At 71.6% G+C, this 13,863-nt stretch carries 14 protein-coding genes and 2 pseudogenes; 6 read left to right on the forward strand and 10 right to left on the reverse strand.

Translation table 11 applies throughout. The annotated features are described in order from the left end of the window. Window positions 1-101 precede the first annotated feature (101 nt). On the forward strand, window positions 102-2,678 hold the full coding sequence (locus tag AB0927_RS24860) for an ATP-dependent Clp protease ATP-binding subunit (protein ID WP_366669916.1): 2,577 nt from the start codon (window positions 102-104) through the stop codon (window positions 2,676-2,678). A 65-nt stretch (window positions 2,679-2,743) separates the two neighbouring features. On the opposite strand, the gene ggt is transcribed toward AB0927_RS24860, so the two are convergent. Further along, window positions 2,744-4,549: a gamma-glutamyltransferase gene (ggt, locus tag AB0927_RS24865; RefSeq protein WP_366669917.1), complete on the reverse strand. Its 1,806-nt coding sequence runs from the start codon at window positions 4,547-4,549 to the stop codon at window positions 2,744-2,746. A 142-nt stretch (window positions 4,550-4,691) separates the two neighbouring features. Here ggt and AB0927_RS24870 point away from each other — a divergent pair, with 142 nt between their 5' ends. After that, a complete protein-coding gene (locus AB0927_RS24870) occupies window positions 4,692-5,438 on the forward strand; it encodes a hypothetical protein (RefSeq protein WP_366669918.1) in 747 nt (248 codons plus the stop codon). Between the two features lie 585 nt (window positions 5,439-6,023). Here AB0927_RS24870 and AB0927_RS24875 read toward each other — a convergent pair. The 3 genes from AB0927_RS24875 to AB0927_RS24885 are packed head-to-tail and all read right to left on the reverse strand — an operon-like array spanning window position 6,024 to window position 7,928. Further along, window positions 6,024-6,437: a DUF6278 family protein gene (locus tag AB0927_RS24875; protein ID WP_366669919.1), complete on the reverse strand. Its 414-nt coding sequence runs from the start codon at window positions 6,435-6,437 to the stop codon at window positions 6,024-6,026. Window positions 6,438-6,452: 15 nt separating this feature from the next. Then, window positions 6,453-7,232: an exodeoxyribonuclease III gene (locus tag AB0927_RS24880; RefSeq protein WP_366669920.1), complete on the reverse strand. Its 780-nt coding sequence runs from the start codon at window positions 7,230-7,232 to the stop codon at window positions 6,453-6,455. 60 nt (window positions 7,233-7,292) lie between these two features. Further along, complete coding sequence (locus AB0927_RS24885; protein WP_366669921.1) at window positions 7,293-7,928, reverse strand: MBL fold metallo-hydrolase; 636 nt, start codon at window positions 7,926-7,928, stop codon at window positions 7,293-7,295. Window positions 7,929-8,384: 456 nt separating this feature from the next. On the opposite strand from AB0927_RS24885, the pseudogene AB0927_RS24890 reads away from it, so the two are divergent. From AB0927_RS24890 to AB0927_RS24900, 3 genes and pseudogenes are all read left to right on the forward strand, one after another. Beyond that, window positions 8,385-8,612 (forward strand): annotated as a pseudogene (locus tag AB0927_RS24890) (thioesterase domain-containing protein); the annotation flags it as partial. Window positions 8,613-8,623: 11 nt separating this feature from the next. Continuing rightward, window positions 8,624-9,298 (forward strand): thioesterase domain-containing protein, encoded by a 675-nt coding sequence (locus AB0927_RS24895; protein WP_366669984.1) that lies wholly within the window; start codon window positions 8,624-8,626, stop codon window positions 9,296-9,298. Window positions 9,299-9,370: 72 nt separating this feature from the next. Next, window positions 9,371-9,631, forward strand: a complete 261-nt coding sequence (locus tag AB0927_RS24900) for a hypothetical protein (RefSeq protein WP_366669922.1) — start codon at window positions 9,371-9,373, stop codon at window positions 9,629-9,631. A gap of 146 nt (window positions 9,632-9,777) precedes the next feature. Here the strand turns inward: AB0927_RS24900 and AB0927_RS24905 are convergent, their stop codons facing one another. The 4 genes from AB0927_RS24905 to AB0927_RS24920 form a co-directional block, all read right to left on the reverse strand. Continuing rightward, window positions 9,778-11,073: an alpha/beta fold hydrolase gene (locus AB0927_RS24905; RefSeq protein ID WP_366669923.1), complete on the reverse strand. Its 1,296-nt coding sequence runs from the start codon at window positions 11,071-11,073 to the stop codon at window positions 9,778-9,780. A 29-nt stretch (window positions 11,074-11,102) separates the two neighbouring features. Continuing rightward, window positions 11,103-11,543, reverse strand: a complete 441-nt coding sequence (locus AB0927_RS24910; protein WP_366669924.1) for a tyrosine-type recombinase/integrase — start codon at window positions 11,541-11,543, stop codon at window positions 11,103-11,105. Window positions 11,544-11,600: 57 nt separating this feature from the next. Then, entirely contained in the window at window positions 11,601-11,936 is a 336-nt protein-coding gene (locus AB0927_RS24915; protein WP_366669925.1) for a hypothetical protein, read from the reverse strand. Between the two features lie 409 nt (window positions 11,937-12,345). Beyond that, complete coding sequence (locus tag AB0927_RS24920) at window positions 12,346-12,933, reverse strand: hypothetical protein (protein ID WP_366669926.1); 588 nt, start codon at window positions 12,931-12,933, stop codon at window positions 12,346-12,348. A 2-nt stretch (window positions 12,934-12,935) separates the two neighbouring features. Here AB0927_RS24920 and AB0927_RS24925 point away from each other — a divergent pair, with 2 nt between their 5' ends. Continuing rightward, window positions 12,936-13,328 (forward strand): helix-turn-helix domain-containing protein, encoded by a 393-nt coding sequence (locus AB0927_RS24925; protein WP_366669927.1) that lies wholly within the window; start codon window positions 12,936-12,938, stop codon window positions 13,326-13,328. Here the strand turns inward: AB0927_RS24925 and AB0927_RS24930 are convergent. Both AB0927_RS24930 and AB0927_RS24935 read right to left on the reverse strand, forming a co-directional pair. Continuing rightward, window positions 13,234-13,560 carry an SCO5918 family protein gene (locus tag AB0927_RS24930; protein ID WP_366669928.1) on the reverse strand — a complete coding sequence of 109 codons (327 nt, stop codon included), beginning with the start codon at window positions 13,558-13,560 and terminating at the stop codon, window positions 13,234-13,236. The genes AB0927_RS24925 and AB0927_RS24930 overlap by 95 nt on opposite strands. A gap of 49 nt (window positions 13,561-13,609) precedes the next feature. After that, window positions 13,610-13,798: pseudogene (locus AB0927_RS24935) on the reverse strand (hypothetical protein); the annotation flags it as partial. Window positions 13,799-13,863 lie beyond the last annotated feature (65 nt).

The following is a 13,863-nucleotide window of genomic DNA, read 5'->3' on the forward strand; positions in this document are numbered from 1 at the left end:
CGGCGAACATGCCCACCCCCACACTTCATGCCATCGTGGGCATGAGCAGCCCGAACCCGGTTACCCGGCGGAGCCACCCGTCAGCGAAGGAACGCAACGCCATGACCAACGGCTACCCTCCTGACCCCTTCGGCGAATTCCTCGCCCGCTTCTTCAGTGGCGCCGCCGGTGGCACCGGCGCGCCCGGCCCGCGGCACATCGACATCGGCCGGCTGCTCAGCCAGCCGGCGCGGGAGCTGGTCAAAGGAGCGGCGCAGTACGCGGCCGAACACGGCAGCCGGGACCTGGACACCCAGCATCTGCTGCGCGCGGCCGTGGCCACCGAGCCCACGCGGAGCCTGCTGACCCGGGCGGGGGCGGATCCGGACTCGCTCGCGACGGAGATCGACGACCGGGCGGGCCCGGTCGCGCACCCGCCGGGCGAGGTGCCGTCACCGACCTCGCTGTCCCTGACCCCCGCGGTGAAGCGGGCCCTGCTGGACGCGCACGACATGGCCCGCTCCACCGGGGCGGGGTACATCGGCCCGGAGCACGTGCTCAGCGCGCTCGCCTCGAACCCGGACTCGGCGGCGGGGCACATCCTGCACGCGGCCCGGTTCCCGGCGAGCGCGCTGCCGCCGGAGGCGCCGGAGGGCACCGGCCAGGTCCGCGTGGAGCGGCAGCGGCCCACCAGCACGCCCACCCTGGACAAGTACGGCCGTGACCTGACCGACCTGGCCCGCGAGGGCCGGGTCGACCCGGTGATCGGACGCGACACCGAGATCGAGCAGACCGTCGAGGTGCTGTCCCGGCGCGGCAAGAACAACCCGGTGCTGATCGGTGACGCGGGCGTCGGCAAGACGGCCATCGTGGAGGGCCTCGCGCAGCGGATCGCCGACGGTGACGTGCCCGACCAGCTGGCCGGACGGCGGGTGGTCGCCCTCGACCTGACCGGCGTGGTGGCCGGCACCCGCTACCGGGGCGACTTCGAGGAGCGCCTGAACAACATCGTCGAGGAGATCCGCGCCAACTCCGACCGGCTGATCGTGTTCATCGACGAGCTGCACACCGTCGTCGGCGCGGGCTCCGGCGGCGAGGGCGGCGCCCTGGACGCGGGCAACATCCTCAAGCCCGCCCTCGCGCGGGGCGAGCTGCACATCGTGGGCGCGACCACCCTGGAGGAGTTCCGCCGGATCGAGAAGGACGCGGCGCTCGCCCGCCGCTTCCAGCCGGTCCTGGTGCCCGAGCCGACCGTCCAGGACACCATCGAGATCCTGCGCGGGCTGCGCGACCGGTACGAGGCCCACCACCAGGTCCGCTACTCCGACGAGGCCCTCGTCGCCGCCGTGGAGCTGTCCGACCGCTATCTCACCGACCGGCGGCTGCCGGACAAGGCGATCGACCTGATCGACCAGGCCGGCGCCCGGGTCCGGCTCGGCGCCCGCACCAAGGGCACCGACGTGCGGGCGATGGAGCGCGAGGTGGACCAACTGGTCCGGGACAAGGACCAGGCGGTCGCCGACGAGGACTACGAGCAGGCCAAACAGCTTCGCGACCGGATCGCCGGGCTGAAGGGGCGGATCACCGAGGCCACCGGCGACGGACAGGCCGACGAGGGCCAGCTGGAGGTGAGCGCCGAGTCCATCGCCGAGGTGGTCTCGCGGCAGACCGGCATCCCGATCAGCCGGCTCACCCAGGAGGAGAAGGAACGGCTGCTCGGTCTGGAGGAGCATCTGCACCAGCGCGTCGTCGGCCAGGAGGAGGCCGTCGCCGTGGTCGCCGAGGCGGTGCTGCGCTCGCGCGCCGGGCTCGCCAGCCCCTCTCGCCCGATCGGCAGCTTCCTCTTCCTCGGGCCGACCGGCGTCGGCAAGACCGAGCTGGCCCGCGCGCTCGCCGAGGCGCTGTTCGGCAGCGAGGACCGCATGGTCCGCCTCGACATGAGCGAGTACCAGGAGCGGCACACCGTCTCCCGGCTGGTCGGTGCCCCGCCCGGCTACGTCGGCCACGAGGAGGCCGGCCAGCTCACCGAGGTGGTGCGCCGGCACCCGTACTCGCTGCTCCTGCTGGACGAGGTGGAGAAGGCGCATCCGGACGTCTTCAACATCCTGCTCCAGGTGCTGGACGACGGCCGGCTCACCGACTCCCAGGGCCGCACGGTGGACTTCACCAACACCGTCATCGTGATGACGAGCAACCTCGGCTCCGAGGCGATCACCCGGCGCGGTGCCGGGATCGGCTTCGGGCCGGGCGGCGCGGAGGCCGACGAGGAGGCGCGGCGCGAGCAGATCCTGCGGCCGCTGCGCGAGCACTTCCGGCCCGAGTTCCTCAACCGCATCGACGAGATCGTGGTCTTCCGGCAGCTCACCACCGAGCAACTACGGCAGATCACCGACCTGTTGCTGGAGAGCACCCGGCGGCTGCTGGACGGCCAGGGCGTCGCGGTGGAGTTCACGGACGCGGCGGTCGACTGGATCGCCGAGCGCGGCTATCAACCGGAGTACGGTGCCCGGCCGTTGCGCCGCACCATCCAGCGCGAGGTGGACAACCGGCTGTCGCGGCTGCTGCTGGACGGCACCATCGCCGAGGGCGGCCGGGTCACCGTGGACGTCGCGGACGGGCGGCTGGACTTCCGCACGCCCGAGCCGCCGGCGACCGCCCCGCAGGACCGGCAGGCCCCGCCCGCCGACCCGATGGGGTGAGGACTTCGCGCACGGGCGCCGGGGGCGAACCGCCCCCGGCGCCCGGCACGTCGTGCCCGCGGGGCCTACGGCGTGGGGTCCACCACCATCGCCGAGCCGCCGCCGCGTCGTACCTTCTCGGCCGCGGCCAGCCACCTGCCGTCCGGCAGCCGCTGCACTCCGGTCGCGGCGCCGATCTCCGGGTTGAGGCTGAAGTGGTGGCCGATGGCCTCCAGCTGCTGCCTCAACGAGCTGTCGTACAGGGCGGGTTCGAGTTCCGTCTGGGCCGCGTTGCGCTGGCTGGCGCGCGGCGCGGCGATGGCGTCGACCAGCGGCAGGCGCCGGTCGAGGAACTCGGTCAGGGTCTGCAGCACGGTGGTGACGATGGTCGCGCCACCGGGCGAACCCAGCGCCACCACGGGCCGGTTGGCCTGGTCGAGGACGATCGTCGGGGAGATCGAGGAGCGCGGCCGCTTGCCCGGACCGGGCAGGTTCGGGTCGGGCACCGCCGGGTTCGCCGGGGCGAAGGAGAAGTCCGTCAGCTCGTTGTTGAGCAGGAAGCCCCGGCCGGGCACGGTCATCGCGCTGCCGCCGGTCTGCTCGATGGTGAGGGTGTACGAGACGACGTCGCCCCACTTGTCGGCGACCGTGAGGTGGGTGGTGTTCTGGCCCTCGTACGTCGTCGGCGCCGCCGTGCCGCCCCGGTCGCAGGCCTTGGGGTGGTACGGGTCGCCGGGGGCGAGCGGGCTGGTGAGGACCGCGTCGTCCTTGATCAGGCAGGCCCGCGAGTCGGCGTACCGCTGCGACAGCAACTGGCTGGTGGGGACGGTCTCGAAGGCGGGGTCGCCGACCCAGCGGCCGCGGTCGGCGAAGGCGATCCGGCTGGCCTCGATGAAGTGGTGCAGGTACTGCGCCTCGCTCATCTTCGACAGGTCGGAGTTCTCCAGGATGTTGAGCGCCTCGCCGACCGTGGTGCCGCCCGAGGAGGACGGGGCGATGGAGTACACGTTCAGGCCGCGGTACGACGTCCGGGTGGGCGCCTGGAGCTTGGCCCGGTAGACGGCGAGGTCCTTCTCGGCGAGCTTGCCGGGGCGGGCCTTCCAGCCGGAGGCCGGGTCCACGCGCGGGTGTTCGACGGTGTCGACGATGTCGTCGCCGATGTCGCCCTGGTAGATCGCCCCCATGCCCTTCTTCGCCAACTCCTCGTAGGTGCGGGCGAGTTCGGGGTTCTTGAAGGTCGAGCCGACGGCGGGCAGTTGCCCGCCGGGCAGGAACAGCTTCGCGGTGTCCGGGAAGTAGCGGAACCGGGTCTCGTTGGCGGCGGTCTGCGAGCGGAAGGTGTCGTCCACGGTGAAGCCGTCGCGGGCGAGCCGTTCGGCCGGCTTCAGGACGCTGCCGAGCTTGCGGGTGCCCCACCGGTCGAGGGCCGTCTGCCAGGTGGCGGGCGTGCCCGGGGTGCCGACGCTGAGTCCGCTGCTGACGGCGTCGTTGAAGGAGAGCGGTTTGCCGTTCTCCAGGAACAGGCCGGAGTCGGCGGACCCCGGTGCCGTCTCGCGGCCGTCGATGGTGTGGACGGTGCGGGTCTTCGCGTCGTAGTAGACGAAGTAGCCGCCCCCGCCGACGCCGGACGAGTAGGGCTCGGTGACGCCGAGCGCGGCGGCGGTGGCGACGGCGGCGTCCACCGCGTTGCCACCGTGCTTGAGGACCTCGATGCCGGCGGCGGTGGCGTCCTTGTCGACGCTGGCGACGGCCCCGCCGTAGCCCACGGCCACCGGCGTCTTGGCGGCCGTCTCACCCGCCTTCGGGGCGGGCGGCGCCGCGGCCCCCACCGTCACCACGGCGGCCGACACCACCGTCAGAACCGCCAGTCTCCGCGTGCCTGGACGACCCATCCGAACCTCCCGTCGGAACAGTCAGCGCAGCGTAGCCACATTGTCACACCAATGACAGTACGTCTCGACCGCTCGCCACACGACCGTCACATTTCGAACACCGGTACGCCCGCGGCGCCACGGCCCGCTACCATGCGCGGCCATGAACGACGACGTGCGCAACCTCGTCCTGGGCCTGCTGGCGACGGGCATCTCCGCCTCGCTCGGCTGGCTCGCCCGCACGTATCTGTGGCGCCGCGAACTCCGGCGCAAGCAGGGCTTCTTCGGGCTGCCGGAACACGCCGAGTCGCTGCTCGTCGTCAACCGCGACCCGGCCGCGACCGAGCCCGCGGTGCACCGCTTCGACGTGTTCGCGCTGCTGGAACTGTCCGCCTTGATCAAGGAGTGCGGGGCGCACGCCGAGGTGGTCACCCAGGACGCGGTCCGTCAGGGCTTCGGCGAGCGCACCGAGTTCTGCGTCGGCGGTCCGGCCTCGAACCGCCGGATGGCCGCGCACCTGTCGGCGATGCTGCCGGGGCTGCGGATCAACACCGCGCCCGAACCGGTCGCCGAGCGGGGCCGGTTCCAGATCGGCGGGGAGCATTACCTGATGGAGCGGGCCGTGTCGGAGCATGTGCTGCTCGCGCGGGTCACCACCGAGGACCAGGCCCGCCCGGTGTTCCTGTTCTGCGGCCAGAGCGCGATCACCAACCAGGCCGCGACCCGCTATCTGGCCCGCCACCACACGCGGTTGGCCCGCAAGTACGGCGACGGCACCTTCGTGCTCCTGCTGAGGGTCCGCAACTCGGGGGCCTACGGCCCCGACGTGGTGGAGCTGGTGGCGGATGTGACCCGGGCGGCGCGCGGTCCGCTGCCTGAACCGGAGCCGGAGCCCGCGGGGTCCGCCTGACGCGCGGCCGGCGGTGACGGGCCGTCGAGCGCAACTCGTCCGGCGCAGCTGACCTTCTCCTCGCCCGTGCGAGCAGTGATCTCCGGCTGCCGCCGGACGAGCCTGGCCCGTATGAACTGCCGCCCCTCTCACGGTGCGGGGACCATGGGATCCCCGCCCGGCGACAGTGCCTCCGTCCCGGTGCGGTGCGGCTTGATCACCTCACCACGGGGCGGAACGCACCATCGTAGTCGAGACGTCGGGGGGCGAAGTTCCCGGCATGGCGGTGGGACCCTCGGGCTGCCGCCGGGGCCAGATGCCGGACGCGCCCGCGGACTCCGGTGACGGGTGGGCCGTGGGGGGCGTAACGGAGGGGGATTGACGGGGCGCCGGACGAACCGGCCGGTGCGCGTTGCCTCGTACGCCTTCTTCCAGTCGCCGTTCCTCGGTTCGATCGGTGGATCGACGGCCATACGCAGCCCTACTCCACTCTCGCGGGTGGTGGTGGCCGCAAACTATCCAGCCGGCCGGGGTGCCGAGGGGCGACACGCACCTTTCCGGCATTAGCCGTATTTAAGCCCGCGTTGGGGCGGGCGCGGCCGGGACTCAGACCTCGGCGATCTCCCCGTAGAGCTGGGACAGCTCGGGCACGCCGGTCGCGGCCCACTGCCGTCCGGCGTCCACCACCTCCACCTCGCGGCCGGAGTCGAGGCACAGGACGGGCTCGCCGCCGGCGCCGATCCGCCAGGCGGCGCCGGGTACGGTGCGCACCACGACGGTGCCCAGGTACAGCCCGGCGTCATGGCCCAGCCAGGGCAGGGTCTCGGCGTCGTCGCGCCAGCGCGGGACCATCTGGTCCAGGGCCTCCAGGGAGGCCGGGGTGTCGTCCAGGCGGACACCGGCCCGGGCCGCCTGGGCGCGGAGCAGCTCGCACTCGGACAGCAGCGCGGCGACCGACTCGGGGTCGGCGGGCGGCGCGGGGTGCTTCTTGTGCCGGGGGCCCAGGAACGGAAGGTTCATGGACCCAGCGTGGCATCACACGTCGAGGTCGACCACCACGGGCGCGTGGTCGGAGGCGCCCTTGCCCTTGCGCTCCTCGCGGTCCACGAAGGCGTCCTTGACGGCCTTGGCGAAGGGCGCGTTGCCGTACACCAGGTCGATGCGCATGCCGCGGTTCTTGGGGAAGCAGAGCTGGCGGTAGTCCCAGTAGGTGAAGGGGTGGTCGTACTTGAGCGGGCGCGGGACGACGTCGTCGAGGCCGGCCTCGCGCAGGGCGGTGAGGGCGGCGCGCTCGGCGGGGGTGACGTGGGTGGCGCCCTCGAAGGCGGCCGTGTCGTAGACGTCGTCGTCGGTCGGCGCCACGTTGTAGTCGCCGAGGACGGCGAAGGGGCGGCTGCCCTGGGCGTCGCCGAGGACGGCGGCGCGCAGGGCCTCGAACCACTGGAGCTTGTAGGCGTAGTGCGGGTGGCCGACCTCGCGGCCGTTGGGCACGTAGACCGACCAGACGCGCACGGGGCCGCACGTCGCGGACAGGGCGCGGGGCTCCGTCACGCCCTCGTACCCGGGGTCGCCGGGCAGCCCCTTGACGACGTCCGCCAGTCCGACGCGGGAGAGCACCGCCACGCCGTTCCACCGGCCGGTGGCGTGCACCGCGGCCTCGTAGCCCAGCTCGCGCAGCGGCTCGACGGGGAACTGCTCCTCGGCGACCTTGGCCTCCTGGAGGCAGAGCACGTCGGTGCCGCTGCTCTCCAGCCAGGCCAGCAGACGGGGGAGGCGGGCGGTGATCGAGTTCACGTTCCAGGTCGCGATGCGCATGTCCCACAACCTACCCGGCGGGTACGACAACCCGGCCCGCCCCGCCTCACACGCCCCGCCTCACACCCGGGCCGAGGCCCCCGGCGCGAGCCGCTGGTGGTCGGTGCCGCCCAGGGCGCCGATCTGGTGGTCGTAGATCGGCCGGGCCAGGTCGGTGAGCAGGGCGTCGTGGATGTCGTAGGCGCGCCGCGGGCGCACCTCGCGGACGTAGTCGATCACCTCGGCGATCTTGTTCCACGGTGCCATGACCGGGAGCATCAGCGTCTCCACGGGCTGGTCCGGGACGGTCAGGGCGTCGCCGGGGTGGAAGAGCTTCCCGCCGTCGAGCAGGAACCCCACGTTGGTGACGCGCGGCAGGTCCGGGTGGATCACGGCGTGCAGCTCGCCGTGCACCCGCACGTCGAAGCCGGCGGCGGTGAAGGTGTCGCCGTGCCCGACGGTGTGCACCCGGCCGGGGAACGCCGCGGCGATCCGCTCCGCGACGGAGCGCAGCGTCCAGATCCGCGCGGCGGGGTTGTTCTCCATCGCCGTCCGCAGCCGGGACTCGTCGAAGTGGTCCGCGTGCTCGTGCGTCACGAGGATCGCGTCGGCGCCGAGCGCCGCGTCCTCCTCGCTGAACCCACCGGGATCGATGACGAGCACCTGCCCGTCCTTCTCCACCCGGACGCAGGCATGGGACTTCTTGGTGAGCTTCATGTCTCACCATCCTGCCGGAGGGGGTGGGGGGAACGCGCGGGGGTGGCGATCCGGCTGGTGGCGGCTCACGGCCGAGAGCGCCGGCGGCGCGCGGACTCGTCCGCCGGGCCGCCCGACCGGCACGCGCTCACCCCAGTCGCTTCATGCGCTGATCACCCGGCGCGTACGTGGCGAAGTGAGACCGGTTGGCTCGGCGCCGGAGCGCGAGCAGCCATCCGCCGGTCGCCCGGGTCCTGCCACCGCTGGCGAGGATGCCCGTGCCGCCGAGGTCAGGGAGGTTGGCACGACTCAGCTTGCGGCCCCTCTCCGCGGGGAAGGCGGCCAGTGGCTCACCGTTCAGCGCCGCCGCGATGTTGTGACCGGCGACCCGGCCGGTGGCGAGGGCGAGGCGCCAGGTAGGCAGCCAGTCGAGTTCAGGGCGGCATACGGTGTCCCCCGCGCCGAAGAGCCGGGTGCTTGCGGGGCTGCGCAGGTCCTCTCATCGCCCAGTTCCCCGGGCGCGAGCGCCGCCTCGGCGAGCCCCCGCTGCTGAGCCTCGAAGCGATCGTCGACGGCCTCGCCACGGCCGTCCGGCCACACCTGGCCGCCGGGTACTGCCTGTACGGGCACAGCATGGGCGCGCTCATCGCGTACGAACTGGCCAGGCGGATCGTCGACGCCGGACTGCCGGAGCCACGCCATCTGCTCCTGTCAGGCTGTCCGCACCCTGCTCCGCGCCTCGGGAAGCCACGGGCAGGCGACCACGACTGGACGACGGCGCCCTGTGGGACGCCGTGGTGCGCATGGGGGGCATTCCCGCCGAGGTGGCGGCGAACACGGAACTGCGCCGGCTCTTGCTGTCGGTGTTCCGCGCGGACTTCACGGCCGTGGCGGCGTGGCGCCACAAGGCAGGCAAGGCGCTTTCGGTTCCGATCACGGTCTTCGCCGGCTCGGAGGACGAGGAAGCGCCACCGTCGAGCATCCGGGCCTGGTCTCAGGAGACCTCCGGAGCCTTCGAGGCGCGAACCGTGAGCGGCGGGCACTTCTTCCACCTGGAGGACGTCGACCGCTTCGCCGACTCCCTGCGCCAGGCCCTGGCCCGGGACCGGTCCGAGCCGGGCACTGCGCACGCTGGGCTCCGTCTTCCTGTCCTGGGCCGCCGCCTGCGGGGCTCAGGAGTTCACCGCGCCCATGCTGCTGCCCGTCGGCGCTGTGGCCCGGCTCGGCATTTTCCACAGCTTCCCGCACATGGCCCTGGCCGCCGCGCCGCTCGACACCGCCGCAGTGTCCGGGGAGCCGGAACGCTACGCGGGCGGGACCCTCCCTGCCACGCAGCTCCGCGACAGCCGCTTCATGCTGCCTTCCGCCGCGTGCTACGCCATCTACGCTGAGCTCGCCGACCAGGAGATCGAGGAGAGCAAGCGCTATACCGTCCTTGGCCACTGCAGCAGGGCGGTCGCGCCATGGTGCAGCAGGCCCTCCCGGTCAAGCGCGAGTTCATCGTGGACGGACTGGCGATCGCCTCCCTCAACGTCCACCGGGAGTATTTCGGCAAGGGGTGTGCCATCACCCTCAGCAGCAACAAAAGGCCGGCTCAGACGAGTTGTGTGGCCTTCGGGCTGGAGCGCTGGCTCGCGGTGCTGGACCGCCGCCACAACGGCGACTGGGACCGGATCAACGCGGTCCTCGAGGACACCTGCCAGGAGATGACGCGAGTCGCGTAGCGTCGCGTGGCGCCCGCCGTCCCCGTGGCGGCGGTGGGCGGGCGCCCCGGGCGGGGGCCACCACAGACCAGGTCGGCCTGCGGGGCTCACCCGGCCCGGGGGTCCCGCCCTGCCGTGTGCCGCGGCCCCGCGGCGGAACCGTTCGCTCACTCCTCCGGCGTCGTCTCCTCCCGGATGACCTCCCGGGCCACCCGGAAGGCGCTGTCGGCGGCGGGGAGGCCGCAGTAGAGGGCGGCGTGGAGGATGACCTCGCGGATCTCGTCCGGGGTGAGGCCGTTGCGCAGGGCGGCGCGGGTGTGGGAGGCGAGTTCCTCCAGGTGGCCGCCGGCAATCAGCGCGGTGAGCGTGACGCAGCTCCGGGTGCGGCGGTCCAGGCCCGGCCGGTCCCAGATCTCGCCCCAGGCGTAGCGGGTGACGAACTCCTGGAAGTCCCCGGAGAACGCGTCCGCCCCGGCCAGCTCCTGGTCCACGTGCGCGTCGCCGAGCACCTCCCGCCGGATCTTGAGCCCGCTCTCGTACCGGTCCGCCCGGTCCGCGGGGGGCGCCGCCGCGACGGCCGGGGCGATCTCGGCGACCGGGACCACGGCCTGCGGCGGCACCACCGGCAGCGGCGCGGTGACCTGGGCCCCCGGCAGGGCGAGCTGGCCGGTGTCGTAGGGCTGCTGCCAGGCGGTGGAGAAGTGGTGCACCAGCAGATCGGTGACGGCGGCGGGCTGCTCGACCGGGACCAGGTGGGAGGCCCCGGGCACGACCGCGAGCCGGGCGTCCGGGATGCCCGCGACCAGCGTGCGGGCCTCGGCGGGGCCGGTGACCTGGTCCTCGGAGCCGACCAGGACCAGCGTCGGCACGCCCACCCGTCCCAGCTCGGCCCGCACGTCGAACGCGGCGAGGGACTCGCAGGAGGCGATGTAGCAGCCGGGGTCCGTGGTGCGCACCATCTGCACCGCCCACTCGGTGATCGCGGGCTGCGCCGCCGCGAACCCGCCGGTGAACCAGCGCTCGGGCGAGGTCCGCGCGATCGGGTCCAGCCCGTTGGTGCGTACGATCACTCCGCGCTGCCGGAACTCGTCGGCCGTCCCGAACCGGGGCGAGGCCGCGACCAGCGCGAGCGAGGCCACCCGCTCGGGGTGGCGCAGGGCCAGTTCGACGCCGATCGCGCCGCCCAGCGCACAGCCCGCGTACCCGAAGCGCTGCACGCCCAGCGAGTCCAGGGTCGCCAGCAGCCGGGCGCCGAGCTCGGCCACGGAACCGGCCGCGTGGGCGGGCGCCCCGCCGTGGCCGGGCAGGTCGAACCGGAAGATCCGCCACTGCTTGGCCAGCTCCGGGACCTGTCTGTCCCACATGTGCCATGTGGTACCGAGGGACGGTCCCAAGATCAAGACAGGAGCGTCTTCTGGCCCGTCAAAGCGGTATTGCAGCGTTTCGATCTTGGCTTCGCTCACGGGCTCACACCTTCATCTGTCACGATCTGTCACACGCCCCCTGCAAGACCTCCCCATGCCTCCGCTGCGGGAAGCAGGTCCGCCACGTCCGGCTTCACGTACCACTTCTTCGTCGTCTTCACGTTCGTGTGTCCGGCCCACATGGCGAGCAGGTGATCCGGCACCCCGTTGTTGGCGAGGTACGTGAGGCAAGACGCCCGAACATCGTACAGACGGACCCTGCGAAGGCTGTTTCCGTCCATGATCTTGTACGCTTGCATTCGCAACTGCCGACCGTTCAGCGCGGCGCCGAGTTCATCCACGAGTACGTAGCCGGCACCCCCGTAGCCTTCGCCTGCCGCCAGGCGTTCCAGTGCCTGCATGGCGCGGAACGTCTTGAGCGCCTCCTTCACGAGGCTTGGTAGCGGCAAAACGCGTTCCCCCGCCATGCTCTTCGTGTCCTTCTCCACCACCGTGCGGTTTCCCATCATGGTCCGCGTGTTAGGCGATGCTGAGCGTGCCCGCGTGCAGGTCGATGTCCGACCACCTCAGGCCGCCCGCCTTCGTCTTCCGCTCCACGCCTCGCGCGCCTTCAGCGGGATGTGCACTTCGCTGGCTACGTTCACGGTTACCAGGCGGCGCGTGACAGCGCGGTTCAGGGCATCCTTCAGCCTGGCCAGGCTCATGTCCACCGACGTGACCCCGAGCCCCATTCCGGCTTTCGCACCGCGTACACGGCCTCCTCGGAGCGCCCACCGCGTCCACTCCACCACATGGTCCTCCGTAAGCTCTTGCAGCCGGAGGTTCCCGAGCTTTCCGCGCACCCGATCCAGGGTCACCTGGTAGGTGTAGATCGTGGTCGGCTCCAGGTCTTCGGCCTTCATCGCGAGCCACTGAGGCTTTCTCAGCGATGTAGTCCACGTGCGTGCTGGGGCGGCAGATTGAGGGGCGGGGATGGGAGCGGCCCGGTTGCACACGGTCGTGGGGTCCCCTGGTAGGACGGCTCTCTCTCACAAGATCGTCCGCTGCAAAACCCAGAGGCCCCACGTTGGTCACCTGATGTCGAGCCGGGCCCCACACCCGACATCACCACTGCCCGCACCCATGCGTTTCCTGGTCCGTAGATCAGAAACATCCGAGCCCGCGGTGAACGCGCCGCCGCAGACTCAAGGAACGCTGGCGCACGCTCAAACACATCACCCTCAGCCCCAGGCCGGATCGGCGATATCACACGCGCCGCCCACGTCTTCCACGGAATCTGGAAATGATCACAGCTGAGAAAACCTCACTCTGTCACGGGGATGTGCCGTGATGACGCTGGAGCCACTGCTGGAGTTCGCGGTGGCGGAACTGGTAGCGCGAGCCGGAATGGCGCAGGAAGCCTGCTCTGTACGCCCAGTCGAGGAACACGGCCAGCCGCCAGGGCAGCTTCCGCCGGGAGCACAGGAGGAAGACGAAGTAGCGGCGGCCGGCCCCGGACCGCCGGGATGCCGCCAGCAGGCCGAACACCAGGGAAGCGATGAGGAGAGCGAGGACGGCAGTCAACTTGAGATCTGACGTGGGAGTGTCGTAGGGCACTCCTCTGTACACCGGCAGCAGGTCCACCCCGACCGCGTAGACGAACAGCGTCACCAGAAAGGCCGGGAGTGCGCGTGGCACGCACATGATGATGCGGTAGCGGATGTCCTTGCGCATCAGCTGCCGTGGTTTCACCAGCAGATCAGGCTCTCCTGCGGCGCCAAGCGCCAGGCCCTGCGGAATTCCGACGAGGATTCCCATGATGCCGGCAGCAATCAGATCCTTCTTGAAGTCGGCATCCCCCCATCCGTGTTCCACGTCCCAGGCAAGCTCTTTGAAACCCTGGGGAGTGTTTCTCTGCACACATGCATCGATGTATTCGCCGGTCAGTCCGGGCCATCGCAGCCGAGCTTGGCCGCAGTCCCTCCACCGTAAGCCGGGAGATCGCCGCAACCTCACGCTCATGCCCCACGGCGGCTGGTCCTACCGTCCGCACGCCGCCCAGCGCCGCGCGGACGCCCGCGAACCGCGCCCCAAGCCCGGCAAGATCGGCCAGAACCCCCGGGCTGCGGGACTTCCTCCAGGACCACGTGACCCGGCGGTGGAGCCCGGAGCAGATCTGGAATTCGCCCACGCTGGTGGGGTCTCACTGCTCGGTTCGGCTCACACCTGTCCGTACGTCAGGCGGACAGGGGGAACGCCGAGCGTTGCGGAAGCCGGCCCGTACGGGTCGGCCAGGGGCACAGATGCGGCGGTAGGGCGGGTGAGGCAGGTGAAGCCGAGTTGGGTCATGGCCCTGAGGACTTCGCCGGTGCTGAAATCACGCCGGTCCTGGCGGGTGACGACCTGGCCGACCTGCTTGGCGGGGTAGTGGCGTCGTCCGATGATGACGAACTCACCGGTGACCAGCTCAGGTGTGACGCCCTTCATCGACTCCACCACGCCGCTCTTGGTCAGGTCGAACGGGAAGCGAGCGATGACACAGCGCATGATGCCTCCAGGGAGAAGAGAAGACGGGGCCCGGTAGGGTGACGGCGGTTCAGCGAGAGAGGGCGAGGACGCCCAGAGCGTTGCCGTGTCCGTCGACCACGGGCGGGGCCCCGAGTCGGCGGCAGCGCATCGCACGCTCGGCTTCGGCCCTCGTGGCCAGCGGCGAGGCGAAGGGCCCGATGACGTCGGCGATGTCACGCAGGCGGATCCGGTCCGTATATCCGGAGCCGTCACGAACGTGTCGAGCGGAACTGCGTCTGGTCCAGCGTCAAAGGGTGCCTCCTGCGAAGTTGGGCGGGCTTC

It is taken from the genome of Streptomyces sp. NPDC048106 (genome assembly GCF_040706415.1).
Taxonomy (GTDB): Bacteria; Actinomycetota; Actinomycetes; order Streptomycetales; family Streptomycetaceae; genus Streptomyces.

What these genes read in the sequence shown, in the direction of transcription:
- AB0927_RS24860 (WP_366669916.1), top strand. Translation starts at nt 102, where the DNA reads ATGACCAACGGCTACCCTCCTGACCCCTTCGGCGAATTCCTCGCCCGC.
- ggt (WP_366669917.1), bottom strand. Translation starts at nt 4,549, where the DNA reads ATGGGTCGTCCAGGCACGCGGAGACTGGCGGTTCTGACGGTGGTGTCG.
- AB0927_RS24870 (WP_366669918.1), top strand. Translation starts at nt 4,692, where the DNA reads ATGAACGACGACGTGCGCAACCTCGTCCTGGGCCTGCTGGCGACGGGC.
- AB0927_RS24875 (WP_366669919.1), bottom strand. Translation starts at nt 6,437, where the DNA reads ATGAACCTTCCGTTCCTGGGCCCCCGGCACAAGAAGCACCCCGCGCCG.
- AB0927_RS24880 (WP_366669920.1), bottom strand. Translation starts at nt 7,232, where the DNA reads ATGCGCATCGCGACCTGGAACGTGAACTCGATCACCGCCCGCCTCCCC.
- AB0927_RS24885 (WP_366669921.1), bottom strand. Translation starts at nt 7,928, where the DNA reads ATGAAGCTCACCAAGAAGTCCCATGCCTGCGTCCGGGTGGAGAAGGAC.
- AB0927_RS24900 (WP_366669922.1), top strand. Translation starts at nt 9,371, where the DNA reads ATGGTGCAGCAGGCCCTCCCGGTCAAGCGCGAGTTCATCGTGGACGGA.
- AB0927_RS24910 (WP_366669924.1), bottom strand. Translation starts at nt 11,543, where the DNA reads ATGATGGGAAACCGCACGGTGGTGGAGAAGGACACGAAGAGCATGGCG.
- AB0927_RS24915 (WP_366669925.1), bottom strand. Translation starts at nt 11,936, where the DNA reads ATGAAGGCCGAAGACCTGGAGCCGACCACGATCTACACCTACCAGGTG.
- AB0927_RS24925 (WP_366669927.1), top strand. Translation starts at nt 12,936, where the DNA reads ATGCATCGATGTATTCGCCGGTCAGTCCGGGCCATCGCAGCCGAGCTT.
- AB0927_RS24930 (WP_366669928.1), bottom strand. Translation starts at nt 13,560, where the DNA reads ATGCGCTGTGTCATCGCTCGCTTCCCGTTCGACCTGACCAAGAGCGGC.